Origin of the sequence: Actinoplanes sp. NBRC 103695 (assembly GCF_030269485.1) — a bacterium.
In the GTDB taxonomy this organism is placed as follows: Bacteria; Actinomycetota; Actinomycetes; order Mycobacteriales; family Micromonosporaceae; genus Actinoplanes.
Map to the genome: position 1 here is coordinate 1 of NZ_BSTL01000013.1, position 24,821 is coordinate 24,821.

30 protein-coding genes are annotated in these 24,821 nt (G+C 72.2%); 21 read left to right on the forward strand and 9 right to left on the reverse strand.

Annotated features, from left to right (window positions below; all coding sequences use genetic code 11):
- Positions 1-339: 339 nt before the first annotated feature.
- Entirely contained in the window at positions 340-1,122 is a 783-nt protein-coding gene (locus tag QSK31_RS23445) for a class I SAM-dependent methyltransferase (protein ID WP_285686441.1), read from the forward strand.
- Here QSK31_RS23445 and QSK31_RS23450 read toward each other — a convergent pair.
- A complete protein-coding gene (locus QSK31_RS23450; RefSeq protein ID WP_285686442.1) occupies positions 1,097-1,255 on the reverse strand; it encodes a hypothetical protein in 159 nt (52 codons plus the stop codon). The two genes, QSK31_RS23445 and QSK31_RS23450, sit on opposite strands and share 26 nt — an antisense overlap.
- 12 nt (positions 1,256-1,267) lie before the next feature.
- Here QSK31_RS23450 and QSK31_RS23455 point away from each other — a divergent pair, with 12 nt between their 5' ends.
- Positions 1,268-2,152: an ABC transporter substrate-binding protein gene (locus QSK31_RS23455; RefSeq protein WP_285686443.1), complete on the forward strand. Its 885-nt coding sequence runs from the start codon at positions 1,268-1,270 to the stop codon at positions 2,150-2,152.
- Between the two features lie 235 nt (positions 2,153-2,387).
- A complete protein-coding gene (locus tag QSK31_RS23460; RefSeq protein ID WP_285686444.1) occupies positions 2,388-3,194 on the forward strand; it encodes a poly-gamma-glutamate hydrolase family protein in 807 nt (268 codons plus the stop codon).
- A 112-nt stretch (positions 3,195-3,306) separates the two neighbouring features.
- Here the strand turns inward: QSK31_RS23460 and QSK31_RS23465 are convergent, their stop codons facing one another.
- From QSK31_RS23465 to QSK31_RS23480, 4 genes are read right to left on the reverse strand one after another with little or no spacing between them, the layout of a single operon-like run.
- Positions 3,307-4,383, reverse strand: a complete 1,077-nt coding sequence (locus QSK31_RS23465) for a hypothetical protein (RefSeq protein ID WP_285686445.1) — start codon at positions 4,381-4,383, stop codon at positions 3,307-3,309.
- 15 nt (positions 4,384-4,398) lie between these two features.
- On the reverse strand, positions 4,399-5,715 hold the full coding sequence (locus QSK31_RS23470) for a flotillin family protein (RefSeq protein ID WP_285686446.1): 1,317 nt from the start codon (positions 5,713-5,715) through the stop codon (positions 4,399-4,401).
- 16 nt (positions 5,716-5,731) lie between these two features.
- The gene (locus QSK31_RS23475) at positions 5,732-6,043 is read right to left on the reverse strand and encodes an NfeD C-terminal domain-containing protein (protein ID WP_285686447.1); all 312 of its coding nucleotides are present in this window, start codon (positions 6,041-6,043) and stop codon (positions 5,732-5,734) included.
- Positions 6,033-6,449: a hypothetical protein gene (locus tag QSK31_RS23480; protein ID WP_285686448.1), complete on the reverse strand. Its 417-nt coding sequence runs from the start codon at positions 6,447-6,449 to the stop codon at positions 6,033-6,035. The genes QSK31_RS23475 and QSK31_RS23480 overlap by 11 nt, the downstream gene beginning before the upstream one ends.
- A gap of 116 nt (positions 6,450-6,565) precedes the next feature.
- Here QSK31_RS23480 and QSK31_RS23485 point away from each other — a divergent pair, with 116 nt between their 5' ends.
- Genes QSK31_RS23485 through QSK31_RS23495 form a run of 3 tightly spaced genes read left to right on the forward strand, consistent with a single transcriptional unit; the run spans position 6,566 to position 9,056 of the window.
- A complete protein-coding gene (locus QSK31_RS23485; RefSeq protein WP_285686449.1) occupies positions 6,566-7,774 on the forward strand; it encodes a sensor histidine kinase in 1,209 nt (402 codons plus the stop codon).
- Positions 7,771-8,376 (forward strand): response regulator transcription factor, encoded by a 606-nt coding sequence (locus tag QSK31_RS23490; RefSeq protein WP_285686450.1) that lies wholly within the window; start codon positions 7,771-7,773, stop codon positions 8,374-8,376. The genes QSK31_RS23485 and QSK31_RS23490 overlap by 4 nt, the downstream gene beginning before the upstream one ends.
- A 44-nt stretch (positions 8,377-8,420) precedes the next feature.
- Entirely contained in the window at positions 8,421-9,056 is a 636-nt protein-coding gene (locus QSK31_RS23495) for a DUF2238 domain-containing protein (RefSeq protein WP_285686451.1), read from the forward strand.
- Positions 9,057-9,181: 125 nt separating this feature from the next.
- On the opposite strand, the gene QSK31_RS23500 is transcribed toward QSK31_RS23495, so the two are convergent.
- The gene (locus QSK31_RS23500) at positions 9,182-9,925 is read right to left on the reverse strand and encodes an alpha/beta fold hydrolase (RefSeq protein WP_285686452.1); all 744 of its coding nucleotides are present in this window, start codon (positions 9,923-9,925) and stop codon (positions 9,182-9,184) included.
- A 57-nt stretch (positions 9,926-9,982) separates the two neighbouring features.
- Here QSK31_RS23500 and QSK31_RS23505 point away from each other — a divergent pair, with 57 nt between their 5' ends.
- Complete coding sequence (locus tag QSK31_RS23505; RefSeq protein WP_285686453.1) at positions 9,983-10,534, forward strand: AAA family ATPase; 552 nt, start codon at positions 9,983-9,985, stop codon at positions 10,532-10,534.
- Positions 10,535-10,601: 67 nt separating this feature from the next.
- Here QSK31_RS23505 and QSK31_RS23510 read toward each other — a convergent pair whose 3' ends face one another.
- Positions 10,602-10,787, reverse strand: coding sequence for a hypothetical protein (locus tag QSK31_RS23510; protein WP_285686454.1), 186 nt, complete (start codon positions 10,785-10,787; stop codon positions 10,602-10,604).
- A 62-nt stretch (positions 10,788-10,849) separates the two neighbouring features.
- Between QSK31_RS23510 and QSK31_RS23515 the strand changes: the two genes are divergently transcribed.
- The 3 genes from QSK31_RS23515 (at position 10,850) to QSK31_RS23525 (ending at position 12,356) form a co-directional block, all read left to right on the forward strand.
- The gene (locus QSK31_RS23515) at positions 10,850-11,287 is read left to right on the forward strand and encodes a MarR family winged helix-turn-helix transcriptional regulator (protein WP_285686455.1); all 438 of its coding nucleotides are present in this window, start codon (positions 10,850-10,852) and stop codon (positions 11,285-11,287) included.
- Positions 11,288-11,448: 161 nt separating this feature from the next.
- Entirely contained in the window at positions 11,449-11,889 is a 441-nt protein-coding gene (locus QSK31_RS23520; RefSeq protein WP_285686456.1) for a hypothetical protein, read from the forward strand.
- A gap of 341 nt (positions 11,890-12,230) precedes the next feature.
- On the forward strand, positions 12,231-12,356 hold the full coding sequence (locus QSK31_RS23525; RefSeq protein ID WP_285686457.1) for a hypothetical protein: 126 nt from the start codon (positions 12,231-12,233) through the stop codon (positions 12,354-12,356).
- 893 nt (positions 12,357-13,249) lie between these two features.
- Here QSK31_RS23525 and QSK31_RS23530 read toward each other — a convergent pair.
- Positions 13,250-13,762 carry a pyridoxamine 5'-phosphate oxidase family protein gene (locus QSK31_RS23530; protein WP_285686458.1) on the reverse strand — a complete coding sequence of 171 codons (513 nt, stop codon included), beginning with the start codon at positions 13,760-13,762 and terminating at the stop codon, positions 13,250-13,252.
- A gap of 46 nt (positions 13,763-13,808) precedes the next feature.
- Positions 13,809-14,672, reverse strand: coding sequence for an oxidoreductase (locus tag QSK31_RS23535; RefSeq protein ID WP_285686459.1), 864 nt, complete (start codon positions 14,670-14,672; stop codon positions 13,809-13,811).
- Between the two features lie 156 nt (positions 14,673-14,828).
- Here QSK31_RS23535 and QSK31_RS23540 point away from each other — a divergent pair, with 156 nt between their 5' ends.
- From QSK31_RS23540 to QSK31_RS23590, 11 genes are all read left to right on the forward strand, one after another.
- Positions 14,829-15,047, forward strand: coding sequence for a hypothetical protein (locus QSK31_RS23540; protein WP_285686460.1), 219 nt, complete (start codon positions 14,829-14,831; stop codon positions 15,045-15,047).
- 293 nt (positions 15,048-15,340) lie between these two features.
- The gene (locus QSK31_RS23545) at positions 15,341-16,675 is read left to right on the forward strand and encodes a histidine kinase (RefSeq protein WP_285686461.1); all 1,335 of its coding nucleotides are present in this window, start codon (positions 15,341-15,343) and stop codon (positions 16,673-16,675) included.
- A 69-nt stretch (positions 16,676-16,744) separates the two neighbouring features.
- A complete protein-coding gene (locus tag QSK31_RS23550; RefSeq protein ID WP_285686462.1) occupies positions 16,745-17,410 on the forward strand; it encodes a response regulator in 666 nt (221 codons plus the stop codon).
- Between the two features lie 66 nt (positions 17,411-17,476).
- Positions 17,477-18,985, forward strand: a complete 1,509-nt coding sequence (locus QSK31_RS23555) for an AF_0692 family protein (protein WP_285686463.1) — start codon at positions 17,477-17,479, stop codon at positions 18,983-18,985.
- Positions 18,986-19,100: 115 nt separating this feature from the next.
- Positions 19,101-19,562, forward strand: coding sequence for an alpha/beta fold hydrolase (locus tag QSK31_RS23560; RefSeq protein ID WP_285686464.1), 462 nt, complete (start codon positions 19,101-19,103; stop codon positions 19,560-19,562).
- Positions 19,517-20,050 carry a GNAT family N-acetyltransferase gene (locus QSK31_RS23565; RefSeq protein ID WP_285686465.1) on the forward strand — a complete coding sequence of 178 codons (534 nt, stop codon included), beginning with the start codon at positions 19,517-19,519 and terminating at the stop codon, positions 20,048-20,050. The genes QSK31_RS23560 and QSK31_RS23565 overlap by 46 nt, the downstream gene beginning before the upstream one ends.
- A 30-nt stretch (positions 20,051-20,080) precedes the next feature.
- The gene (locus QSK31_RS23570) at positions 20,081-22,219 is read left to right on the forward strand and encodes a phosphocholine-specific phospholipase C (RefSeq protein ID WP_285686466.1); all 2,139 of its coding nucleotides are present in this window, start codon (positions 20,081-20,083) and stop codon (positions 22,217-22,219) included.
- A gap of 11 nt (positions 22,220-22,230) precedes the next feature.
- Positions 22,231-22,491: a DUF1684 domain-containing protein gene (locus QSK31_RS23575; protein ID WP_285686731.1), complete on the forward strand. Its 261-nt coding sequence runs from the start codon at positions 22,231-22,233 to the stop codon at positions 22,489-22,491.
- 42 nt (positions 22,492-22,533) lie between these two features.
- Entirely contained in the window at positions 22,534-22,848 is a 315-nt protein-coding gene (locus tag QSK31_RS23580) for an aromatic-ring hydroxylase C-terminal domain-containing protein (protein WP_285686467.1), read from the forward strand.
- A complete protein-coding gene (locus tag QSK31_RS23585; RefSeq protein ID WP_285686468.1) occupies positions 22,845-23,864 on the forward strand; it encodes a maleylacetate reductase in 1,020 nt (339 codons plus the stop codon). Before QSK31_RS23580 ends, QSK31_RS23585 begins: the two co-directional genes overlap by 4 nt.
- On the forward strand, positions 23,861-24,757 hold the full coding sequence (locus tag QSK31_RS23590; RefSeq protein WP_285686469.1) for a hydroxyquinol 1,2-dioxygenase: 897 nt from the start codon (positions 23,861-23,863) through the stop codon (positions 24,755-24,757). Before QSK31_RS23585 ends, QSK31_RS23590 begins: the two co-directional genes overlap by 4 nt.
- Positions 24,758-24,821 lie beyond the last annotated feature (64 nt).

A 24,821-nucleotide genomic window follows, 5' to 3' on the forward strand; every position in this document is an offset into this window, starting at 1 on the left:
GCCACGGCCGCGACCGGCCGCAGCAACGGTGAGCAGGCACCCGGGCGCCTGGCAAGCCGCCCCGACCCCGCACCGGGCGCAAGCAACGGCAACCAGGGCGAGCAGGCACCCCCGCCCCGACCCCGCAGCGGGCGCGGGCGGCGGCAACCAGGGTGAGCGGGCACCCCGCCCGACTCCGCAGCGGGCGCGAGCGACGGCAACCAGGGTGCAGCAGGCACCCGGACACCTTGCACACCCGGCAGCGCGGCCTGACCAGACCTCAACCTCGAAGGGTCTCTACGCGCCGCCGAGCGTGGCCCTGTGCGACTCAAAATGTCTGAAGCAGCGGACCATAGGGCCATGGAGTTGCGCAGAACCTTCAATGAGGACGCCCTGCGGTACGACCGGGCCCGGCCCCGCTATCCGGAGCGGATGTTCGACGATCTCGCCGCGGCGGGGCTCGGGGCGGGCGCCCGGGTGCTGGAGATCGGCTGCGGCACGGGACAGGCCACGGTCTCGCTGGCCGGGCGCGGCTACCGGATCACGGCGGTCGAGCTCGGCACGAACCTGGCGGACGTGGCGCGGCGGAACCTGGCCCGTTTCGACGACGTCGAGGTGGTCACTGCCGCGTTCGAGGAGTGGCCGCTGCCGGACGAGCCGTTCGACCTGGTGTTCGCCGCGACCTCGTTCCACTGGCTCGACCCGGTCGTCCGGATCGCGAAGTCGGCCGCGGCGCTCGGGCCGGGCGGAGTCCTCGCCACCGTGGCGACGCATCACGTCGCCGGTGGCACCGAGCGGTTCTTCGCCGACGCGCAGGGCTGCTACGAGCGGTTCGACCCGGCCACGCCGCCCGGGGTGCGTCTGTCACCCGCGGAGGTGATACCCGAGGATGACGAGGACCTCGGCGGGTGGTTCGGCCCGGCGACCTTCCACCGGTACGAGCGGGACCTCACCTACTCCACCGCGGAGTACGTGGACGTCCTCCTCACGTACTCGGGAACCCTGGCCCTGCCCACCGCCCAGCGTGACCGGCTGCTGGAATGCATCGCGCAGCTGATCGACCGCCGGTACGGCGGGACCGTCGTCAAGCGTTACCTGACCGAGCTGCGGCTGGCGGTCACTCGGTCGCCGGCGGGGCGCTGAAGCCGAGCAGGGCCACCCCGGTGACGGCGTCCGGGGCGCGACCCACGCGGCGGCGGGTCTGCACGCGCCGCGCCCGGGCCATCCCCAAAACCACGGCGAAGACCAGGCAGGATCCATACGTCGCCCACGTCATACCCTCGACCCTATGCGGATCGTGTCACTCCTGCCCTCGGCCACCGAGATCGTCTACGCCCTCGGGCAGGGTGACGACCTGGTCGGGGTCACCTTCGAGTGCGATGAGCCGGCCTCCGCCCGCCGGGACAAGACGGTCGTCGTCGGCGGGCGGGACACCTCCGGGATGACACCGGCCGACATCGACCGGTACGTCAAGGAGCAGATGGCCGCCGGCGAGGACCTCTACACGTTGCGGGCCGGGGCGCTCGCCGGGCTGGACCCGGAACTCATCCTCACGCAGGACCTCTGCTGCGTCTGCGCGCTGCCGTCCGGGCAGGTCGAGGACGCGCTCGGCCACCTCGGCTGCCGGTCGGACGTGCTGTCGCTCGACCCGTACACGCTGGACCAGGTACTCGCCACGATCCTCGAGGTCGGCGCGCGGGCCGGCGTACCCGAGCGATCCGAAAGCCTGGTGCGCACCCTGCGTGACCGACTCGCCGAGGTCTCCGCCGCCGTCGCGGACCGTGAGCGGCCGCGCGTGGCGCTCGTCGAGTGGGTGGACCCGCCGTTCTCCGCCGGCCACTGGGTGCCCGACCTGGTCAGCGCGGCGGGAGGTGAGGCGGTGGGCGCAAATCCGGGGGTACGCTCCGCCGAAACCACCTGGGACGCCCTGGCCGCGACCGCACCCGACTACGTGATCGTCACGCCCTGTGGTTTCCACCTGGATGGCGCCGCGGAGCAGGCGAAGCGCGTCACGCCGCACTTCCCGGACGCCCAGGTGTGGGCGATCGACGGCGACGGCCTGGTCGTGCGTCCCGGTCCCCGCCTGGTCGACGGGGTCGAGGCCATCGCCGCGATCCTCCACCCGGACGCCGTCCCCGCGCCCGGCCCGGCCCGCATCGCCCGGGTGGCTTAGCTCTCGGTACCGGAGTCCTCGCTGACCGGCGACCAGGCAGCCCGCGACCACCACGTGCAGGACCACCTCAAATCCGTCTTCGCGAAGACCGGCGTGCGCGGTCGCGGCGAGTTGGTCGCTCGCATGCTGGACGGCGGATTCGACGGGCCGCCGCAACCCACCACGCCATAGTGATCGAACGGTTCGGCGGCGACGCCCGGGATCTAGGGTGGGTAGCGACACGGGGAGGAAAGCCATGAGGGCTATTTCGAGACGGCAGGCGTTGGTGGCACTCGGCGGGACGGCGGCGGCCGTCGGGGGTCTGGAGTGGATGGCGCCGGGGGTGGCGAGTGCCGCGGATGACGCGTACGCGTCGAACACCGCGCTCTACGCCGCCCCGCAGCTGGCCGAAGGGGTCGACTACGGCCGGCGTTACAGGCGGCACGCGGCCTTCGACGACAGTTCGGCTGCCGCGGTGGACGGGTTCCCGGCGACGGTGATCCTCGCGCTGCACGGTGGCGGGATCGAGCTCGGCTGTTCGGAGCTGTGCCTGGCGGTGGCCGGTTATCACCCGGCGACGCTGGCGGTGACGGCGCCGGCGCACGACTTCTGGATGTTCGAGGGCCTCCGGCGGAGCGGGAACGGGCAGCTGCACGTCACCGCGACGCACTGCGATGACCCGGTGGCCGTCCTGCTCACCGCGGGCGCCACCCGGGCGGTTTCGCTGCACGGGTGCACCGAGGAGCAGGCGGGGCTGCCGGCGAACAGTCAGGCGGTGCTCGTCGGCGGGCGCGACGGTGCGCTGAAGGCGCGCCTGATCTCCGAGTTCGGCAAGTCGGAGATCGCGATCACGGCGATCGACGCGGCCGACGTCCCGGATCTGGGTGGCACCGACACCCGCAACATCTGCAACCGGACCTATACGGGGGCCGGCGCGCAGCTGGAGCTGACCACCCCGTTGCGGGACGCGATGTTCGGGACCAACACGGCCGCCGGGCGCAAGAACACCACCACGGACTTGTTCTGGCGGTTCGTCACCGCCACCCGCAACTCCTTGGCCTGACCGGCTTGAACCGTCCAGGATCCTGACCCGTCAACAACGTCCTCGGCTGGAGCAGCTTCGTCCTCGGACCGGGCGGCGGGCCGGCGGTGTGGAACCACCTTGAGATGCGCTCTTAGGCCTCTTGGGCCGCGCAGGCGCGCGCCGCGCGGGCGCCGTACTGAGCCCACTGCGCCGCCTCCAGCCCGGTCCTGCGGCTGAGCAGCGCGTCCATCTCGGCGCGGTGCTGGTCGGAGAGCTGGCACCACAGGGACACGTCGGGATCGTTCCGGACCGTCGTGCCCGGCAGGGACGCGCCGAAGTTGGCGCCGGCCAGGCGCAGGTGCGCGACGGCGTACTGGTCCAGCTGGGTGGCGCTGGAGCCGGCCGGCGCCGTCGTCGTCATGGCCACGTAGGTGGGCTCGCGCCCGAGCCAGAACGCCAGCGACATCATCGCCTCGGACGAGTAGGAGCCGTGGTCCACGTCCTGCGGTTCGGTCTGCCCCTCGATGTACGGCCACGCGAACTGCGCCGGGTGGTACGCCACCGCCTCGGCCAGCACGATGTTGGTGATCCGCCGCTGCATGCCGGTCGCGCCGAAGCCGTCCTTGTTCGCCTCGCCGAGGAACCACGCGACGCCGCTGTTGACGTTGTGCACGCATCCTGCTGCGACGTCCGCCGCCTGATCGCTGTACGCCACACAGACGCCCTTGCCCATCGGCACCGTCGGGAACTGGGTCAGCGCGTCGACGATGCACTGCACGTCCGCCCGCGCGACGCCGGGCGTGCCACCCTTGTACGCCAGCCGGAGCGAGTCGCCCACGTGGCCGGCCAGGGTGACCGCGTACGTGGTCGTGATCGGGTTGACGGATCCGTCGTTGAACGCGTCGTATTCCCTGTCCAGCCCGTAGTTGCACGTCGTACCGGCGTGAGTGGTGAGTGGGGTCGCCGCCTTGCGTTCGGCGAGCACCCGCGCGGCGAACGCGGCGGTCCGGCTGTGCTGCCAGCCGTAGATCCGCCCGGACGCGTACAGGGCCGCGCCGTACTGGAAGGCGCTCCCCTGCCCGGTGTCGGCGCTGATGACCCGGTCCAGCGCGATGCCGGCCCGCGTGGAGAACCAGGTGCCGCGTTCACCCGCGTGCGCCGGCGATGAAACCGTCAGTCCGGTGAGCACGAGGATGACGACGAGCGTTGTCCGTTTGAGAATTCGCACCCGGACAGTGTGACGTCACCCGCCCGGCTCGGCGTCCTTGGTGCGGTCGAGCCGGCCCAGCAGCCCGGCGAAGTCCACGCCGGTCAGGTCGGTGCCGAGCTGCAGGCCCTGGGCGACGTTGTTCGCGACCGAGCGGGTCAGTGTCGACGCGCCGTCGGTGGAGATGACCGTCATCTTGTCGATGGCGCCGATCGGGCGGCTCGCCGCCTCCACCACCTGGGGCAGGACGCCGCTGAGCAGGTCGAGGACCGCAGCCTCGCCGTACTGGGCGAACGCGGCGGCCTTGAGGCGCATCGCCTCGGCGTCGCCACGGCCGCGGGCCAGAACCGCCGCGCCGTCCGCGAGCCCTTCCCGTTCGGCCGCCTCGGCCAGCGCGGACCGGCGGGCGCGCTCGGCCTCGGCGGCCTGCTCGACCCGGTATCGCTCGGCCTCGGCCGGCCGGCGTACCTCGATGTCGAGCTCCCGCTGTTTGAGCTCGGCCCGGCGCTCGGCGACCTTCTGCTGCTCGGAGATGATCCCTTGTTCCTGCTCGGCCTTGGCGAGCGGACCGGCCAGCGCCGCGCGCGCCTGCGCCGCGTCGACCTCCGCGCGGATCGAGGCCTTCTTGAGCTCCAGGTTGCGCTGGGCGGTGGCGATCGCCTCCTCGGCGAGCAGCCGGGCCTCCTCGGACGCCTGGGTCGCCCGCGCCTCGGCGACGGCCGCGTCCTTGAGGATCCGGGCCGCCTCGGGACGGCCCAGGTCCTGCAGGTAGCTGCCCTCGGTGAGGATGTCCTGCACCTGGAACGTGTCCAGCACCAGGCCCTGGTTGGTCATCGAGTGCTCGGCCTCCTCGGCGACCGCGTTGGCGAACGCGACCCGGTCACCGATGATCTCCTCGACGGTGAGCCGGCCGACGATCGCGCGGAGCGAGCCGGCCAGCACTTCCCTGGTGAACTGCTCGATCTCCTTCTGCTGGTGCAGGAAGCGCTGGGCGGCCGCGCGGACCGCGTCCTCGGTGCCACCGACCTTGACGATCGCCACCCCGTGCAGGTTGGCGCGGATGCCCTGCTTGCTGACCGCGCCCTGGATGTCGACGGAGATCCGCCGGCTGGACAGGTCCAGCGACTGTTTGCGCTGGACGACCGGGACCACGAAGACCGAGGCGCCCATCACGACCTTCTGACCGGACATGTCGGTGGAGCGGCCGCCGCGCGAGTCGGTGACCGACCGTCCTCTGCGGCCGGTGATGATGAACGCCTCGTTGGGGCCGGCGACCTTGATCCGGGACAGCACGGACATCACGACGAAGAGGACGAACAGGGCGCCGCCGGCGGCGGCGATCAGCACAGACATCAAGAACGCCCCTAGCTCAAAAAGGTTCGACAACGACGCTGGTGTGGCTGGTTGCCTCGATCACGAAGACCGCGGCGCCGAGCGGAAGCGCACCCGCCGCCCGGGCGCGCAGTTTCACCGGTTGGCCGGCGACGCGGACGCGCACCTCGCCGTACCCGTGCTCGGAGATGGGGGTGACCACGACGCCGATGGCGCCGAGGAGATCAGCGCGCCCCGGCGTGGCATCGGTCGGGATCTCGCGGGCCCACCGCGAGAGGCGGACCACCAGGTAGGTGAGCAGCAGGATCGCCGTGCCCGCCCCGCCGGCGATGAGGACGCTACTTGTCACACCACACTTGGACCTCGTAGTCGTTGAGCAGGCGGATGAGGCCGGCGTTGATGGCGATGCCGGAGATGGCCTGCAGGATCGCGCCGGTGAACAGGGACACCAGGGCGCCGACGATGTTGAGCGAGCACAACGCGATCGCCAGGACCCGGGCCCAGTTCCGGCCCTGCCAGACGAACACGCCGCTCACCACCTGCGCCCCGGAGAGTGCGAACTGGACGAAGACCAGGATGTACAGGTAGGCCGGCACCGACGCCCCGTGCGAGTCGGTGACGAGCGACATCAGCAGGATCGCGAACAGGAAGCCCAGGCCGCCGAACGCCATGAGCAGGATGGACAGCATGGTCGCCTTGCGCGGCCGGGTGGGCTGAGTGGGTTCCGGATTGCTCTGGACACCGGTTTCGTACAACGGAAACGCCTCCTTCTTCGGCTCCTGCTCCCCGAGTGTGAGACCCGCGACAGGGCCGGTCCATGCCGCACCTGTGCGGCATGGACCGTGGTCGGGACGCGTGTCAAACTGCGGGCGTGGACAGCGAGCCGGAGGTTTTACCGCGAGCGGTCGACCTCCACCAGCGCATCCGGGCGATCACCACCGGCGTGGTCCTGCTGTCCCGGTTCGGCACCCTGGGCATGGTCGGCCTGAGCATCGCGGCGCTCGCCCGGGCCGACGGGTACACGAACAAGCCGGTGGCCGCGATCACCTACCTGACTGTTGCACTGTGGAGTGTGGTGTTCCTGCCTGTCGTCGCCCGACACGATCCGATCCCGCGCGTGGTGCTGGCCGCCGATGTGGCGGTCACCTCGATCGCCGTGGCGGTGCTGCCGTGGACGCTGACCGACGAGGCGTTCGCCACGGTGGCGGTGCCCGACTTCGAACCGGTCGCCGTGTCCACCGCGGTCGCCGTGGCCCTGGCCACCGCGTCGTGGCGGGCGACCATCGCCGGATGCCTGGCGCTGGCGGCGGCGTTCACCGTGGCCCAGTTCGCGTCGATGGACTACGCCGAGGTGGCCTCCACGGTGAACATCATCGGCTGGCAGGTGGTCACGGCCGCCTGCTGCTGCCTGTTCATCCGCCGCCTGCGCGCGGTCGCGGACGCCGTCGACGTGGCCACCGAGCAGGTGATCGCCGCGCGCGAGCGTCTCGCCGCCCGGCGCAGCCGGATCCGCCACTTCCACGAGCAGCTCCGCCGGCACCGGGCCCTGCACGACGGGCCGCTGCGTCTGCTCACGGCGATCGCGGGTCAAGGCCCGGCAGGGCACCCCGATCCTCGCGTACGCCGCCAGGCCGCGATCAGTGCCAACGTGCTGCGCGGCGCGACGCCCGACGACCCCGACGGCACCCTCACCGAGCTTTCGCTGGCCCTGATCGAGGCCGGCAACGAGAGCGCGGCGCAGGGGCTGCGGGTGGAGTACCACTTCGCCAACCTTCCCGACGCCCTGCCGGCCGAGGTTCTGCACGCGTTCCGGCACGCGACCGGTGAGGCGCTCGCGAACGTGGCCCGCCACGCCGGCAGCAGCCGCGTACGGCTGACGGCCCTGACCGACCGGCGGTCCACCCCGACCGTCACGGTCGCGGTCGTCGATCAGGGCAAGGGCTTCGACCCGGACACGACGCCGTACGGCTACGGCATCCGGCATTCCATCACCGCGCGCATGCACGAGGTCGGCGGCACGGCCGGTGTGGACAGCCATCCCGGTCAGGGCACCCGGGTCGACCTGCGGTGGCCGGCGTGATCCGGGTCGCGGTCATCGACAACGACAAGCTGGTGCCGGCCGGCCTGCGTGCCCTGCTCGCCGGGACCGGCGACATCGTCATCGTGCACACCGCCACCACCCTGAGCGAACACCTGGCCGTCGCGCCGGAGTCCGACGTCGTCCTGCTCGACCTGCGCCTCGAGGACGGCACCGAGGCGGCCGCCAACGTGGCCAAGCTCCGCGGCCACGGCGTCCGCGTCCTGGTCTTCTCGGTGCACGGGGACCGGCGTCACGTGCGCGCGACGGTCCGCGCCGGCGCCGGCGGGTATCTGGTGAAGGACGACGACGCGACCAAGCTCGCCGACGCCATCCGGAGCGTGTACGGCGGGCAGCCGGCGCTCACGGCCGAGCTGATGAGCATCATCAACGACGACCCTCCGGAGCTGTCCCCGCAGGAGGCGCGCGCCCTTTTCCTGTACGGCACCGGCAGCACCCTCGCCGCCACCGCCCGCCGGATGGCCGTGACCATCCCGACGGTCCGCTCCTACCTCACCCGCATCCGCGCCAAGTGGGCCGCCATCGACGAGCCCGTCGACGACGTCCGCACCCTGGTGGACGAATACCGGCCACGCCCTGAGTAGGCGTACCCATGCGCGGTCGCGGGCCGCTCGGCGAGACTGGCCCGGTGACCGTGACCCCAGCCGTTGCCCCCGCCCCGCCGCGTCGTCGTGAACCCGCCGTCCTTCTCGCGATCGGCGTCGTCGCCCTCGTCGTCTCCGCGTTCGGGGCGGCGTCCCCCGGCACCTGGTTGCTGGAGGTGCTCGCCGCGCTCATCGCCGCTGTCGTCCTGGTCGCGACGTACCGGAGGTTCCCGCTCACGCCGCTGGCGTACCGGCTGATCCTGGTGCACGCGGTGGTCCTGATGATCGGCGGGCACTGGACCTACGCCGAGGTGCCGGCCGGCGACTGGGTGCGGGACGCACTCGGGCTGGCCCGCAATCCGTACGACCGGCTCGGCCACTTCGCGCAGGGTTTCATCCCGGCGATCGTGGCCCGCGAGGTCCTGCTGCGCCGCACGCCGCTGCGCCCCGGGCGCTGGCTCTTCGCGCTCACGCTGTGCGTGGTGATGGCGGTCAGCGCTACCTGGGAGCTGTTCGAGTGGCTGGCCGCCGTCATCGGCGGCTCCTCGGCCGACGACTTCCTCGGCACCCAGGGCGACGTCTGGGACACCCAGTGGGACATGTTCCTGGCCGGCGTCGGCGCCGTCACGAGCCTGCTGCTGCTCTCCCGTCTCCACGACCGCCAGCTCGCGACTCCCTGAGCCTCGGCAGCTCCGTCTCGCGATCGCGCAGCCGCGCGCCACGTACTCGTCGGCGATCGGCCCGCTAGGGGTCGTGTCTCGTGGATCGGCCACGCCGCAGCCCTGGCTGATCCACGAGACACCACCTAGCCGAGGAAGTCGTCGAGGAGCCGCGCCAGGCGGACCGGGGACTCGTACATCCCGTAGTGGCCGGCGTCGAGCAGGACCTCCACCCGGCCGTTCGGGTAGTGCTTGAGCCACGTGCCCGTCATCACCTGCTCGCCCAGCGCCGGGTCGTGCGCGCCGACGATCGCCAGCGCCGGGATGCCGGATCCGGTGATCTCCGCGCTGATGTCGGTCCGGGCCCAGGCCGGGAGGTACGCGCCGAACGCCGCGACCGTGGAGCCGGACAGGGACGCGGCGACCATCGTGTCGAGCCAGTGCGCCGAGGCACGTCCGCCGGTCGTGAAGTCGATGATCGCGCGGCGGTTGCCCGGGTTCTCGGCGGCGCCGCTGAACAGCGCCCACCCGTCGTCGTCGAACGGCACGCCGCTCGCCGGGACCGGGCTGATGCCGGCCAGCCGCTCCACCCGCCCGGGCGCGGTGGCCAGCACCTGCTGCGCGGCGATCCCGCCCATCGAGTGACCGACGAGCGAGAACGTGTCCCAGCCGAGCTCGTCAGCCAGAGCCAGCACGTCGCCCGCGATCTCGGCGATGCTGTACTCGCCGGTCACGTCCTTGCGGTCGCCGTAGCCGCGGTAGTCGGGGAACGCGTAGCTGAACCGCTCAATGTCGATCAGGCCGGGCAGCCCGCCCCAGTCCCGTGCCGACCCGAACCATCCGTGCAGAGCCATCACTCGGCGCGGCCCGCCACCCACCACAGTCGTCATGCCGAGCATTCTCCGTCATGGAGCAACTGCGATCAGTGACTGGTTAGCATCGCCCGGATGGACAACGGGGGCGTCATCGTGATCACCGGGGCGATGGCCGCGGGCAAGTCGACGGTCGCGCAGGCGCTGGCCAAGCGGCTGCCGCGCGCCGCGCACGTCCGGGGTGACCTCTTCCGTCGCATGATCGTCTCGGGCCGCGCGGACTTCGGCCATCCACCGTCCGCGGAGGCAGAGGCGCAGCTCGCGCTTCGATACCGCCTGGCCGCGACCGTGGCCGACGAGTACGCGCGGGCCGGCTTCACCGCGATCGTCCAGGACGTCATCCTCGGGGCTGATCTCGCCCGTTTCGTCGACCTGCTGACCGCCCGCCCGCGTCACGTCGTCGTGCTGGCGCCGCGGGTCGAGGTGCTGGCCGAGCGCGAGGAGCTGAGACCAAAGCAGGGGTACGGCGAGTGGACGCCGGCCGACCTCGACTCCTCGTTGCGGGCGGAGACGCCGCGCATCGGCCTGTGGCTGGACACCTCGGACCAGACCCCGGAGGAGACGGTCGACGCGATCCTGGCCGGCCTCCCCGAGGCCGCGTCTCGCGATCGGCCGGAGCCCGCCTGACGCCGTGGAACCAGGCGCCGGGGTGCCCGCTCACCCTGATTGCCGCCGCTCGCGGCCGTGGCCGAACCTAGCGGCGGAGGGCGCGCTGCTCGCGCGTGTACTGCTTGCGCCTCTCCAGGTCCTGCTTCCAGTGCTCGCGCGCGACCTGGTCGGCGCCGTGGATCGCGCCCTTGGTCTGGGCCGGCCCGATGAACGACCGGAAGAACCAGTCGTCGAACGTGCGGTGGAACCACGCCGCGAACCGATCACGCATCACTGCCTCCAAACCATTGGCCTACAAATCATTTGTACACCAATAGTTGGTAGGCTCATAGCGTGAGTGATCCAACCGACCCCCTGGCCCTCGAGGAGCAGGTCTGCTTCGCGCTCTCGGTGGCCGCCCGGAGCGTCGTCGGCGTCTACCGGCCCCTGCTCGAGCCGATGGGCCTGACCCACCCTCAGTACCTCGTGATGCTCGCCCTTTGGCAGTACGCCCCGCTGTCCGTACGCCGCCTCAGCGACCTGCTCCAACTCGATCCCGGCACACTGTCCCCGCTGGTCAAGCGCCTGGAGACGATCGGGTACCTGCGCCGCGAGCGCGACCCGGCCGACGAGCGCAGCCTGGCCATCACGCTGACCGCCGAGGGCCAGGCCCTGCGCGGCCGGGCCGAGCAGATCCCGCCCGCGGTCGTCGAGCGCCTCGGCCTGCCGATCGAGGACCTGCGGACCCTGCACGCGGCACTGACCCGCGTCATCGCCGCCGCACACCCCTGAGCCCCGAGCTCCGCCGCACGCCCCTTAGCCGCCGAGCTCCGCCGCACGCCCCTGAGCCCCCGAGCTCCGCCGCACACCCCCTGAGCGCCGTCCCGATGTGATCACGGCCGCACATCCCGGCCAGGCTGTCACGCTCGCCGGCGCCGTCTCGTCCGCTTGGCATGAGCCTTCCGATCAAGCGCGTGATCGCCGCCCTGCTGGCCGTCTCTGCCGCCTACGTCGGCGTCTGGGCGGCGGCCTTCCCGGCGTCGTTCTACCGCGACTTCCCGCTGCCCGGCCGCAACTGGGTGTCCATGCTCGGCCCGTACAACGAGCACCTGACCCGCGACGTCGGTGCCCTCTACCTGGCCCTGCTGGTGGTGAGCGTGTGGGCGTTCCGCCGACCGTCGGCCACCGCGATGGCCGTGACCGGCGGCGCCTGGCTGATGTTCAACGCGCAGCACTTCCTGTGGCACTCGCTGCACCTGAGCGCCTTCCCCATGATCGACAAGATCGGCAACGTGACCAGCCTCGGCGTCGTCCTGATCCTCTCGATCCTGCTTCTGCTCCCCACGCGAGAGGTCCCCACCCGAGAGGTCCCCACGCGAGAGGCCTCCACCTGAGAGGTCCCCACGCGAGAAGTCCCCGCGCGGACCGTCCCCACGCGAGAGGCCTCCACCCGAGAGGTCCCCGCGCGAGAGGTCCCCGCGCGGACCGTCCCCACGCGAGAGGCCTCCACCCGAGAGGTCCCCACGCGAGAAGTCCCCGCGCGGACCGTCCCCACGCGAGAGGCCCCCGCGCACGACCGGGATGCGAGATCATCTTCGGCATGACGTCACCACGATGGCTCGACCGGTACCGTGCCGGCCGACGGAACCAGGTCTGGCACGAGTTGCGATAGCTCGGCGCCACGATCCGGCAGGATGACGACCTGGCCGGCGAAGCCGCGCTGGTCTGCAACGAGATGGCCAGGCGGGCCCGGGGCCTGAACCACGTCTTCGCGAACGGCGGCTTCCCCTGGCGGACCGGCTTCTCCCAGGAAGAGTGGCGGATCAGGCGTGCCCTCGCCAAAGATCTGCTGCCGCTCTAGAGACCCTTCGAGGTTGAGGTCTGGTCAGGCCGCGCTGCCGGGTATGCAAGGTGCCCGGGCGCCTGCTGCACCCTGGTTGCCGTCGCCCGCGCCCGGTGCGGGGTCGGGGCGGGGGTGCCTGCTCACCCTGGTTGCCGTCGCCCGCGCCCGGTGCGGGGTCGGGGCGGGGGTGCCTGCTCACCCTGATTGCCGTCGCCCGCGCCCGGTGCGGGGTCGGGGCGGCTTGCCAGGCGCCCGGGTGCCTGCTCACCGTTGCTGCGGCCGGTCGCGGCCGTGGCCGGGCGCGGTTGGTGGCCGGGCGCGGTTGGTGGCCGGGCGCGGTTGGTGGTAGGAGCGGACGTGAGTGGTAGACCAGGCAGGCGGTGGTGGGCCAGGGCGGTATTTCGGCGTGGATGCCGCGCTGGGCTACCACGGTCCGCGCGCGTGGTAGCTCAGAGCGGTCAGCGGTCTCGGATAGCGCCTGGTCCTACCACCGGCCGCGCGAGAACGGTCGGCCAGAGCGGTCGTGGCGGGCCGAACAGGTCGGATGCCGCCTTCGGCTACCACCCTCGTGCCCAGCTACCACCGCAGGCTACGGCTACCACTCTCGTGCCCGGCTACCACTGACCGCGCCCGGGCAGAGCCGCGAGCGGCGGCAGCGACGGTGAGCAGGCACCCGGGCGCCTGGCAGACCAACCGAAAGCCCACACCCGGCGAAAGCGCCGGCAACAAGCGCACGCACCGAGGAGCCCCGGCAACCCGAGGGAGTCCCGGCAATGCGAGGAGTCCCGGCAATGCGAGGAGACCCGGCAACCCGAGGAGCCCCGGCAACCCGAGGAACCCTGGCAACCCGAGGAGACCCGGCAACGCGAGGAGACCGGCAACGCGAGCCGGACCTCCACCGCGAAGAGTCTCTAGACGTGCCAGAACTGGCGTGGCGCGAAGCCCTCGCGGCGCAGCCAGTGTTCGGTGTAGACGATCCGGTCGGGCTCGATCACCACGAGCGTGTCCCGCGGCGGCTCCGACACCGGGCGCCCGCGCTCCACGTGCTCGTTCTCCCAGCGGAACGCGGACCAGTACCGCTCCCGCTCCGGATCGTCGGGGCCGAGCACCCGCGCCCGCCCGAACAGCTGCGCGCCCCGGCTGCTGGCCAGCCCGGCCAGCGGCGCGAACACGCCGACCGACACCCGCGGGTCGGCCTCGATGTTGCGCATCTTCGGCGACCGCGGCCCGGCCGTGAACATCACAGCCAGCTCGTACGGGTAGTAGCGCACCGGCGTCGCCAGCGGGCCGTCCGGGCCGGCGGTCGCCAGCACGCACATGTTCTGCGACCGCAGCAGCTGGAGGATGCGCTCCTCCAGCCGTTCCCGGGGCAGCCGCCCCTCCGGCGCCGGTCCCCGCAACCACTCGTCCGCCCCCGCGGGCATCAGAACCCCGCGGGGCGGAACGGGTCGGCGTACATCTGGGGGATGATCATCCAGCGAGGTTATCGAGCGCCTCGATCGCGGTGGCCGGCAGCTCGAGGCCGGCGCCCGCGACGTTCTCGCGCAGGTGGGCGACCGACGACGTGCCCGGGATGAGCAGCATGTTCGGCGAGCGCTGGAGCAGCCACGCGAGGGCGACCGCCAGCGGGGTGGCGTCCAGCGACTTCGCGACCGTCGCCAGCCCCTCGGACTGGAGAGGGTTGAAGCCGCCCAGCGGGAAGTACGGGACGTAGGCGATGCCCTGTTGCGCGGTGCGGTCGACGAGCGCGTCGTCCTCACGGTGAGCGATGTTGTACATGTTCTGCACGCACACGATCGGGACGATCGCCTGCGCCTCGGCCAGCTGTTCCGCGCTGATCGTGCTGAGGCCGACGTGCCGGATCAGGCCCTCCTGCCGCAGCTCGGCCATCACCTCGACCTTGTCGGCGATCGAGCCCGGCTCCGGTCCCATCAAGCCGCCGAGCCGCAGGTTGACCACGTCGAGGGCTTCCACGCCGAGCCGCTCGAGGTTGTCGTGCACCTGCTGGCGCAGTTCGTGCGGCTCCCGGGCCTCGGGCCAGCCGCCCTGGTCGTCGCGGCGGGCGCCGATCTTGGTGACCAGGACCAGGTCCTCCGGGTACGGGTGCAGCGCCTCCCGGATCAGCTCGTTGGTGACGTGCGGGCCGTAGTAGTCGGACGTGTCGATGTGCCGGATGCCCAGCTCGATCACGGCGCGCAGGACCCGGATCGCCTCGTCGCGGTCCTTCGGCGGCCCGAACACATGGGGGCCGGCCAGCTGCATCGCGCCGTAGCCGACACGGGTGAACTCGAGGTCGGCGACGCGGAAGGTGCCGCCGGGCAGGTTGTTCGTCATGCATCGACTGTGCGCCCGCCGCCGCCGGACAGGCAGCGCCTTGCTCTTCCTGGGACTGCCGGTGCCAGGTTTATCCGGGCCGGTCGCGGGTACGGAGCTTGATCTTGGATCCGGTCACGAGCGGCCGCCGGTCGCTACGGAGAGGAGACGAGGTCGATGTTGCGGAACGTAGAGCCCGATCCGGACCGTTACCCGCCGTTGGACCCGGGCGCGCCGATCCCGGACGACCCCGGCGAACTCGAGCCGGACTCCCCCGACCCCTTACCCCCGCCCCCGATCGAGCCCGTGCCGATTCCCGAACCGATCCCCGAACCCACCGAGCCCGACCCCGGCGGCGTTCCCGAGCCCGCGTCGAAGATCAAAACCGTTTCTTGATTACGCGCGACAGAAGTCCGCAACCGCAACGGCCGAGTCCCGCCATCTCCCGGATCTGAGTGGTGGGTCACGGCCGTTGCCGCGTTCCGGCCGCAGCGCGTGGCCCGGCCCGGCAGTGGCGTGGCCCGGCCCGGCAGTGGCGTGGCCCGGCCCGGCAGTGGCGTGGCCCGGCAGTCCCGTGGCCCGGCCCGGCTGTGCCGTGGAGCGGCAGTCCCGTGGCCCGGCCCGGCTGTGCCGTGGAGCGGCAGTGGCGTGGAGCGGCCTCGCTGCCGGGGGCAGTAGCGTTGGGCGACATGGGTGACGGCTACACGGCGCGGTTCCCGCAGCGGCTGCGGGTGCTGTTCGCTGTGGCGTCCGTGCTGGTGTCGGCGTCGGTTCTGGTGCTCGGACCGGCCGTTCTGAGCGCCGGCCCGGCACGCGTGGTCGCCGGGCTGCTGGTCGCGGTGCAGGCCGCGGCCTTCTGGTGGCTCGGTGACCGGCCCGCCCCGGCGACCCTCGGCGTGCTGGTCGTCAGTGCCGCGCTCCAGGTGTTGTTCCCGGCGTTCGGTCCCGGTCTCGCGTTCGTCGTGTTGTGCACCTACGCGTGGATGCGGCCGGCCGCGGAGACCTGGTGGATGCTGGCGGTCGCGGTGCTCGCGGTGTGCGGGCCGGCTGTCGCACGGGGCCGCTGGGATCTGGCCGCGCTCTGGCTGGGCGCGGCCCTGCTGGCCTGGAGCTGGGGTGCGTGGGCCCGAGCCCGCGGCGCGCGACGGCAGGCCGAACGGCGCCAGGCCGTGCTGGAGGAACGCGCCCGGATCGCCCGCGAGCTGCACGACGTGCTGTCGCATACGGTGTCGGTCATGGTGGTGCAGGCGGCGGCCGCCGACGACGTGTTCGAGATCAACCCGGCCCAGGCGCGCGAGGGGCTGCGGCGGGCCGAGCGGGCGGGCCGGGAGGCGTTGGCCGAGCTGCGGTTCTTCCTGCGCACCGTCCGCGCGGACGACGACCCGCACCCGGACCACGCGGTCGACGGCCGCGGCCCGGGGAACGCGTTCGACGACCGGGGGAAAGCGGTCGACGGCCGCGGCCCGAAGCGCACGAGCAGGGGCCGGAATGCGGGCAGGGGCCGGGATGCGGGCCGGGATGCGGGCACGAGCAAGGGCCGGGGTGCGGGCAGGAGCCGGGATGCGGGCACGGGCAGGGGCCGGGATGCGGGCGGGGATGCGGGGCCGCCGAACGATTACGGGCTGCCCGGGCCACAGCCGACTTTGTCCGATGTGGAGCGGCTCGCCGGGACGATGCGGGACTCGGGGCTGCCGGTGACCGTGCGGTGCGAGGGCGACGGCTTCGAGGAGGTGGCACCGGGCGTGCAGCTGGGGGCGTACCGAATCATCCAGGAAGCCCTGACGAACATCTTGCGTCACGCGCGGGCGTCGCACGCGGAGATCTTGATCCGGATTCGCGGGACGGAGGTGTTTGTGCTGGTCAGCGACGACGGCCCGGGCGGCGGACCGGTGAACCGGCACGGGCACGGCCTGCTCGGCATGCGGGAACGCGCCGATCTGCTCGGCGGCACGCTGCGCGCCGAGCCGGCACCGGGCGGCGGCTTCGAGGTCGAGGCCCGGCTGCCGGCCCGGGAGCCGTCGTGACGATCAGGGAGCCGGCGTGACGAGCAAGCGACGTGACGATCAGGGAGCCGGCGTGCCGAGGGAGCCGGCGTGACGATCAGGGTGCTCATCGCTGACGATCAGGCGCTCGTCCGGTCCGGCTTTCGGATGATCCTGGAGGCGCGGGACGACCTCACCGTGGTCGGCGAGGCGGGCGACGGCGACCAGGCGGTCCGGCTGGCCGCGCAGACCAGCCCGGACGTGGTGCTGATGGACGTGCGGATGCCCGGCGCCGACGGCCTCTCCGCGACCGCCCGGCTGACCGCCACCGCGGACCCGCCCCGGGTGATCATCCTGACGACGTACGACCTGGAGGAACCGCTGTACGCGGCACTGCGGGCGGGCGCCAGCGGCTTCCTGCTCAAGGATGTCCGCCCGGCCGACCTGGTCGAGGCGATCCGGGTGGTGGCGCGCGGCGACGCCCTGCTCGCTCCGACCGCGACCCGCCGCCTGCTGGACCGCTTCGTGGCCACCGACGTGACCCCGCCGGCGTCGTCGGCTGTTCTCGACCGGCTCACCGACCGCGAACGCGAGGTCCTCACCCGGCTGGCCCGCGGCGCTTCGAACGCCGAGATCTCCGCCGGTCTGGTCGTCACCGAGGCGACGGTCAAGACCCACGTCTCGGCCATTCTGCGCAAGCTCGGCGTCCGGGACCGGGTCCAGGCCGTGGTGCTCGCGTACGACCTTGGTCTGGTCCGCCCCCGGCCCTCATCCTGAAGTCGTAGACCAGGGATCATTCCTCTGCCGGACGCCCCGAGCCCGCCGCCTTCCTAGCGTCGGAGTATGACCTCCTCGCAGCGCGGCGCGATCCGCCTCGTCGTCGCCCTGCTGATCGCCAGCCTCGCGGTCAGCGTCGTCTTCGCCCTGCTCACGCTGCTCTTCCGGCACGACGTGCTGGCCTATCAGCAGGCCCGCCGCCCGGACGCTGACCCGCACACGCTGGCCATGACACTGTGGACCCGCCCGATCCCGGTCGCCGTCGTCGCGGTCCTCTACATCTGGGTCGTCCGGCAGCTGCTGGCCGGCGCCGCGCGGGCGTTCCGGCGGGTCCGCATCGTCTCGGTGGCCGGTCTCGTCGCGGTCGGCTGGGTGCTGGCGACGGCCGAGTACCCGCCGTGGCTGCGGGTGGTGCAGGGCGTCCAGCTGGCGGTCCTCGCCGCCTTGATCGTGGCGGTCAACCGTCGGGTCGTACGCGTCGCCTTTGCTGTCGAGCCCGACCCCCGCCCGCGCAACCGCCGCGCCGCACTTCTCCTGGTCGTGGTCGCGCCGTTCGTCGCGGAGGTCAGCCTGGGCAACATCCCGCTCGGGCAGGCGTGGGTGGTGCTGTTCTTCCTGCCGATCTACGGCGGCGGCGCGCTGTTCATCCGCGAGGTGGTCCGGCGCACCGGCGGCGGCCTCGCCAACCTGCTGCTTCTGGGCGTCGCCTACGGGCTGGTCGAGGAGGGGCTCGCCCTGCAGAGCCTGACCAGCCCGCATCTGTACGGCGCGGCCGGCTGGGCGCCGAGCCTGTTCGGCCTGAACACCGCCTACACCGAGCTGAACCTCGTCTACCACGCCGTCTTCAGCATCACGGTGCCCGTCGTCGTGGTCGAGTTCCTCTTCGCCGCCCACGGCACCCGCCCGTACCTGCGCCGCGGCGGCCTGATCGCGACCGGCGTGGTCGCCCTGCTCGGCGCCGCGCTGATCCGGCTCGTGGTGCCCGCGTCGGAGGACCCCGGCTACACGATGCCCCTGCTCGCGGTGCTGCTCATCGCCGCCGCGGCCGCCGCCGTCACCGTGCTCGCGCTCCGGATCCGCGTCGGCCCGGCCCGCGCCGCCGAGCCCGAATCCGACGACGCCCGGCCCGCCGCTCCCCCGCGCCTGCCGATCGGGGCCGCTTCCCCGCGCCCGCGGATCGGGGCCACTGCCCCGCGCGTGCCGACCGTGGCTGGTGCCGCCGCGGTCGCCTCATTCGGTTTCCTCGCGCTCGTCTGGCCCTTCGCCGGCGCCCGCCAACCGCTCTTCACGCATGGCGCCTGGTCCCTGCTGCCGATGGCCGGCGCCGCCGTCGTCGTGGCCGCGACGCTCCTCACCCTGCGCCGATGGTCGGCCGCGCCGGATTGGACGCCGCGGCACCTCTTCGCCGCCTGCGTCGGCGCGGTTGTCGGCCACACCCTGTTCGGCCTGGCCGGCAACGCCGAAACCCCGGCCGATCGAGCCTTCCTGCTGGCCGTCGCCGTCCTCACCGCTGCCGCGGGCGCCACCGCCCTCCGCCGGACCGGCAGGACGACGCGAGTCCCGGCGAGAAGCTAGGCCGAGCTGGTCCCGGCGAGAAGCTGGGCCACGCCAGTCCCGGCGAGAAGCTGGGCCGCGGCTCGTCCTTCGCCCAGGGCTGCGCGGAGCGCGGGAGACGGCTTAGGGTGCGGCGATGCGGGTGCTGGTGGACGGGGTTCTGGACCGGACGATCGTGCTCTTCGGCGCGGACACGGATCCCGGACCGGAGCTGACCTGGGCGCGGGGTGTCACGTTGCTGGCCGCGGACGACGCCGGGTCCGCGCCGCCGGACGACGGGCCGGTGGCGGTCGTGGGCTGGTCGAACGCTGGACTGGCCGCGCTGGACTTCGCCGCTCGCAACGCCGAGGTGGTGGACCGGGTGGCGCTGATCGCGACCCCGATCCCCGGCGACGACCGGCCGGCGCCGGGCGTCCCGGCCAAGACGCTCCTGATCTTCGGCGACAAGGATCCGCTGACCGGATCACGGCACGGCACCTGGTGGCAGCGCGCTCTGCCGGACGCGCGTCTGGAGATGCAGCCCGGCGGGGGTCACGACCTGCTCGTGCCGGCGTGGAAGCGGGTCCTCTCGCACTGCGCCCCGCGATGCCGGCGCTGACGTTCACCGAGCGGTTACGCCTGGAGCCGATCGAGCCTCGGCACGCCGATGACCTGCACACCGTGCTCACCGACCCGGCGGTCGCCGAGTGGTACGGCGAGTGGACCCGCGAGGCGTCCGCCGCGGAGGCCGCGCGGATCGCCGGGGGCTGGCGGCGGGACGGTGTGCACAAGTGGATGGCCTACGAGCGGGCGAGCGGCGAGTGCGTCGGCCGGGGCGGGCTGTCCCGGGCCACCGTCGACGGGCGTGAGCGGCTCGAGGTCGGCTGGGCGTTGCGCGGGCGTTTCCACGGGCGGGGGTACGCCACCGAGATCGGGCGGGCCGGCTGTGACCTGGCGTTCGGCGAGCTCGGTGCCCGGGAGGTCGTCTCGTTCACCGAGGTGGGCAACCTGCGCTCACGTGCGGTGATGGAGCGGCTCGGGTTCGCGTACACGAAGGACATCCTGGTCGGAGGAGAGCCGTTCGCCCTCTACGTACTGGACACCTAGGGTCCACATCGCATCGATAGCTTCCGAAACATGGCTGCTCTCGATCGCCGGAACTTCCTGAAGATCGCGGGGGCGGCGGCCCTGCCGCTGGACCTCGGCAAGGCGCTGGCGATCCCGGCGCACGACCGGACCGGGACGATCGCCGACGTCGAACACGTCATCATCCTGATGCAGGAGAATCGGTCCTTCGACCACTACTTCGGCGCGCTGCGGGGCGTCCGCGGATTCGCCGACCCGCACCCCGTACGCCTGCCCTCGGGCAAGTCGGTGTGGCACCAGCCGAACGGCCCCGGCGGCCGGGACCTGTTGCCGTTCCGCCCGCCGGTGCGTGACCTCGGCCAGACCTACCTGCCCGACCCGCCGCACGGCTGGTCCGACGGGCACGCCGCGGTCAACAAGGGACACCACGACGGCTGGGTGCCCGCCAAGGGCGTCACCGCGATGACCTACCACACCCGCGACGACCTGGCCTACCAGTACGCGCTGGCGGACGCCTTCACGGTCTGCGACAACTACCGGTGCTCGCTGCTCGGTCCGACCGATCCGAACCGGTACCACATGTGGAGCGGCTGGGTCGGCAACGACGGCCGCGGCGGCGGGCCGGTCGTGGACAACGCCGAGGCGGGATACGACTGGTCGACGTACCCGGAGCGCCTGGAGCGGGCGGGCATCTCCTGGAAGGTCTACCAGGACATCGGCAACGGCCTGGACGCGGCCGGGTCGTGGGGCTGGACCTCGGATCCGTACATCGGCAACTACGGCGACAACGCGCTGCTCTACTTCCACCAGTACCAGAACGCGCGGCCGGGCGAGCCGCTCGCCGACAAGGCCAAGTCGGGCACCAACGTCGACGCGCACGGCCGGTCGCCCGACCTGCTGCTGGAACAGTTCCGGGCCGACGTGGCCGGCGACCGGCTGCCCAGCGTCAGCTACCTCGTGGCGCCGGAGGCGTACACCGAGCACCCGAACTGGGAACCGTCCTACGGCTCCTGGTACGTCTCGCAGGTCATCGACATCCTCGCTGAGCATCCCGAGGTGTGGTCGAAGATGGCGCTGTTCGTCACGTACGACGAGGAGGGCGGCTTCTTCGACCACCTGGTGCCGCCGATGCCGCCGCAGACTCCCGAGCAGGGGCTGTCGACCGTACCCGTGACCCATGAGATCTTCCCCGGCAGCGCGCGCTATCCGGCCGGACCTTACGGCCTGGGCATGCGCGTCCCGATGATCGTCGTGTCGCCGTGGACACGCGGTGGCTGGGTCAACTCGCAGCTGTTCGACCACACGTCGCTGATCCGCTTCCTCGAGGCCCGCTTCGCCGACCGCCGCCCCGACCTGGTCGAAACCAACATCACGGCGTGGCGGCGCGCGGTCACGGGCGATCTCACCGGGGCCTTCGATTTCCGTACGCCCAACCGCCCGCGCCCGATCCACCTGCCCGGCACCGACGCCTTCAAGCCGGACGACCTGGTCCGCAAGCCGGACGAGGTGCCGGTCCCGCCCGAGGACCAGCGACTGCCGCGCCAGGAGCGGGGCGTCCGCCCGGCCCGCGCCCTCCCCTACGAGCTGCACGCGAACGCGTTCGTCACGAACGGACTCCCCACGAACACGTCCGCATCGAACACGTCCGTCACGAACGGGTTCCCAACGAACGGGTCCGTGACGAACGGGGCCGCAACGAACGCGTCCGTGACGATCCAGTTCGGTAATACCGGCCGCCAGACCGCGGTCTTCCAGGTGCGCGCGACCGGTTCGGACCCGCGCACCTACACGGTGTCCCCGAGCAAGCGCCTCTCCGGCACGTGGACCAGCGACGACATCGAGGTACACGGCCCCAACGGTTTCTTCCGCGCGATCCGGCTCGCGTCCAAGGCGCCGGCAGTCCGGGTCGAGCTGGGCGTGGAGGCACGGGCCTCGCGGGTGTCCCTGACCTTCGACAACCGGGGTACGCGCCGCGCCACGCTCACCGTGACCGACCGCTACACCGGCCAACGCACTCCCGTGGCGATCCCGGCGGGCCGCTCGGTCACCAGGTCATGGAATGTCCAGCGCACCCACGGCTGGCACGACCTGACGGTGAAGTTCGACGGCGGCCACACCCAGCAGTTCGCCGGCCACCTGGAGAACGGCCGCGACAGCATCACCGACCCCCAGATGGGCGGCCTCGTCTGAGGCGAAGTCCGCTGACGGTCTTCAACGGCCGGACCGAGGGGTCGTACCTGGCGTTGTTCACCGACGAGACGTCCGGCGTGACCACCTATGCCGCGAACCGCTCGGTTACCGTCACGCCGGGCCCGTACGGCACCGTCGTCCTCGACTTCAACCGGGCCACCAACCTGCCGTGCGCGTACACCGAGTTCGCCACGTGCCCGCTGCCACCGCCGGAGAACCGCCTGCCGGTCGCGGTCGAGGCGGGTGAGCAGTACCCCTTCGAACGGGACTGAGAGCGTACGGCGAACAGATCGAGCCGGGAGTTCGTCCAGTTCTTGTACTACGAGTTCAACGCGCACGGCGTGGACATGGGCCAGTTCTACGCGGCGGCGGCGATCGTGCCGGACGGCAGCACGCGACCGGCGCCGGGCGTACCGTTGGAGGCCGTGGTGATCGGGCCCGGCCGTGCTGTCACGGATCTCCACTACGACTGGACGCGGGCGCGTGAGGTCGAGGAGGACGGCGTGGTGCTGGTGCGGCCGGACAAGCACATCGGCTGGCGTGCGACACGCCTGCCCGCGGACCCGCCGGCCGATCCGCCGGCCGCGTTGCGCTCGGCGCTGCTGACGATTCCGGGACGCCGGAGTTGAAGTTCACTCACGAGTCACTTCCGCAGCGGGTCATCTTCGACGCGTACGCCGCCGCCGACCACGTGTCGGCCGAGGTGGAGCGGCTCGGGGCGACGCGGCCGATGCTGATCTCGACCGGCACGTCGATCGAGCTCGCGGGCGCCGTCCGCCATACCGAGGTCGTCATGCACGTACCCGTCGAGGTCGCCGGCCGCGCCCGTGTCGCGGCGATCGAGCAGGGGGTCGACATCCTCGTCGCCGTCGGCGGCGGATCCACCACCGGCCTGGCCAAGGCCGTCGCGCTGACCACCGGCCTGCCGATCATCGCGGTGCCGACGACCTATGCGGGCTCGGAGGCGACCGCGGTGTGGGGCCTGACCGAGGGCGGTCGCAAGACCACCGGCACCGATCCGCGCGTGCTGCCACGGGCGATCGTGTACGACGCGAGCCTGACACTCTCGCTGCCGGTCCCGCTGAGTGTCGCCTCGGGCCTGAACGCGCTCGCGCACTGCGTCGACTCCCTGTGGGCGCCGCGCGCCGACCCGATCAACCGTGCCTTCGCGCTGGAGGGCGTCCGGGCGTTGAACGTGGGACTGCCACGGGTGTTCGACGCGCCGTCCGATGTGGAGGGACGCGAGAACGTCCTGTACGGCGCGTATCTGGCGGCGGTCGCCTTCGCGTCGGCCGGATCCGGCCTGCACCACAAGATCTGCCACGTCCTGGGAGGGATGTTCGCCTTGCCGCACGCCGCCACGCACGCGATCGTCCTGCCGTATGTGACGGCGCTCAACGAGTTCGCGGCGCCGGCGCTGGCCACCGCGTTCGAGGCGCCGACGGCCGTGGAGGGCTTGCTGCGACTCAAGAACCGGCTCGACGCGCCGCGATCGCTGCGGGAGCTCGGACTGCGCGAGGCGGATCTGCCCGCTGCGGTCGATGCCGTGCTGGCCGCCGTACCCGAGAAGAACCCGGCGCCGGTCGACGGCGCGCGCCTCACCGCATTGCTCCGAAACGCCTGGTCCGGAGGGGATCCGCGATGAGCACCGAACAGCAGGACCGAGAGGCGCAACTGGTCGAGCGCGTCCTGGCGTCCTTCGGCGGCACGCCCGACCCGCGGCTGCGCGAGCTGATGCGGGCGCTCACGACGCACCTGCATGCGTTCGTCCGCGAGACCCGGCTGACCGAGACGGAGTGGCGGCGGGCGATCGAGTTCCTCACCGCCACCGGGCACCTCACCGACGAGCGGCGGCAGGAGTTCATCCTGCTCTCTGACGTGCTCGGCCTCTCCATGCAGACCATCACGGTCAACAACGAGGCGTACGCCGACGCGACCGAGGCGACGGTCGTCGGCCCGTTCTTCGTCGAGGGTTCACCGGAGGTCGAGCAGGGCGGCGACATCGCTCACGGCGCGCCCGGCGAACCCTGCTGGGTCGAGGGCACGGTCCGCGACACCGGTGGCAGTCCGGTCCCGCACGCGCGGATCGAGGTGTGGGAGGCCGACGACGAGGGCTTCTACGACGTGCAGTACACCGACGCGCGGGTGGCGGCGCGTGGTCACCTGTTCTCCGGCGACGACGGCGGCTACCGCTTCTGGGCGATCACGCCGACGCCGTACCCGATCCCGCATGACGGCCCGGTGGGACGCCTGCTCGAGGCGACCGGCCGCTCGCCGATGCGCGCCTCGCACCTGCACTTCCTGGTGCGTGCCGAGGGATTCCGCACGCTGGTCACGCACATCTTCGTCGAGGGCGACGCGCTCCTGACGAGCGACAGCGTCTTCGGCGTACGCGATTCGCTCGTCAAACGATTCGAGGCACAGTCCGCCGGGACGCCGGCGCCGGACGGCCGCGACGTGGGCGGCGCCGCGTGGTCCCGGGTCCGCTTCGACATCGTGCTCGCCCCCGCTCCCGTGCCCGCAGCGGACGCGATCTGACCGCGATCGCGAGGTTCCTGCGACGCGACCGAAAGCCGGTCATCTACGCATCATTGCCGCGCTG

Bases quoted from the DNA above. Each gene is read 5' to 3' on its own strand.
- QSK31_RS23540 (WP_285686460.1), top strand. From the start codon at position 14,829: ATGTTGCGGAACGTAGAGCCCGATCCGGACCGTTACCCGCCGTTGGAC.
- QSK31_RS23450 (WP_285686442.1), bottom strand. From the start codon at position 1,255: ATGACGTGGGCGACGTATGGATCCTGCCTGGTCTTCGCCGTGGTTTTG.
- QSK31_RS23555 (WP_285686463.1), top strand. From the start codon at position 17,477: ATGACCTCCTCGCAGCGCGGCGCGATCCGCCTCGTCGTCGCCCTGCTG.
- QSK31_RS23560 (WP_285686464.1), top strand. From the start codon at position 19,101: ATGCGGGTGCTGGTGGACGGGGTTCTGGACCGGACGATCGTGCTCTTC.
- QSK31_RS23455 (WP_285686443.1), top strand. From the start codon at position 1,268: ATGCGGATCGTGTCACTCCTGCCCTCGGCCACCGAGATCGTCTACGCC.
- QSK31_RS23570 (WP_285686466.1), top strand. From the start codon at position 20,081: ATGGCTGCTCTCGATCGCCGGAACTTCCTGAAGATCGCGGGGGCGGCG.
- QSK31_RS23535 (WP_285686459.1), bottom strand. From the start codon at position 14,672: ATGACGAACAACCTGCCCGGCGGCACCTTCCGCGTCGCCGACCTCGAG.
- QSK31_RS23470 (WP_285686446.1), bottom strand. From the start codon at position 5,715: ATGTCTGTGCTGATCGCCGCCGCCGGCGGCGCCCTGTTCGTCCTCTTC.
- QSK31_RS23500 (WP_285686452.1), bottom strand. From the start codon at position 9,925: ATGACGACTGTGGTGGGTGGCGGGCCGCGCCGAGTGATGGCTCTGCAC.
- QSK31_RS23525 (WP_285686457.1), top strand. From the start codon at position 12,231: ATGGCCAGGCGGGCCCGGGGCCTGAACCACGTCTTCGCGAACGGCGGC.
- QSK31_RS23530 (WP_285686458.1), bottom strand. From the start codon at position 13,762: ATGCCCGCGGGGGCGGACGAGTGGTTGCGGGGACCGGCGCCGGAGGGG.
- QSK31_RS23520 (WP_285686456.1), top strand. From the start codon at position 11,449: ATGAGCCTTCCGATCAAGCGCGTGATCGCCGCCCTGCTGGCCGTCTCT.
- QSK31_RS23460 (WP_285686444.1), top strand. From the start codon at position 2,388: ATGAGGGCTATTTCGAGACGGCAGGCGTTGGTGGCACTCGGCGGGACG.
- QSK31_RS23505 (WP_285686453.1), top strand. From the start codon at position 9,983: ATGGACAACGGGGGCGTCATCGTGATCACCGGGGCGATGGCCGCGGGC.
- QSK31_RS23510 (WP_285686454.1), bottom strand. From the start codon at position 10,787: ATGCGTGATCGGTTCGCGGCGTGGTTCCACCGCACGTTCGACGACTGG.
- QSK31_RS23545 (WP_285686461.1), top strand. From the start codon at position 15,341: ATGGGTGACGGCTACACGGCGCGGTTCCCGCAGCGGCTGCGGGTGCTG.
- QSK31_RS23590 (WP_285686469.1), top strand. From the start codon at position 23,861: ATGAGCACCGAACAGCAGGACCGAGAGGCGCAACTGGTCGAGCGCGTC.
- QSK31_RS23445 (WP_285686441.1), top strand. From the start codon at position 340: ATGGAGTTGCGCAGAACCTTCAATGAGGACGCCCTGCGGTACGACCGG.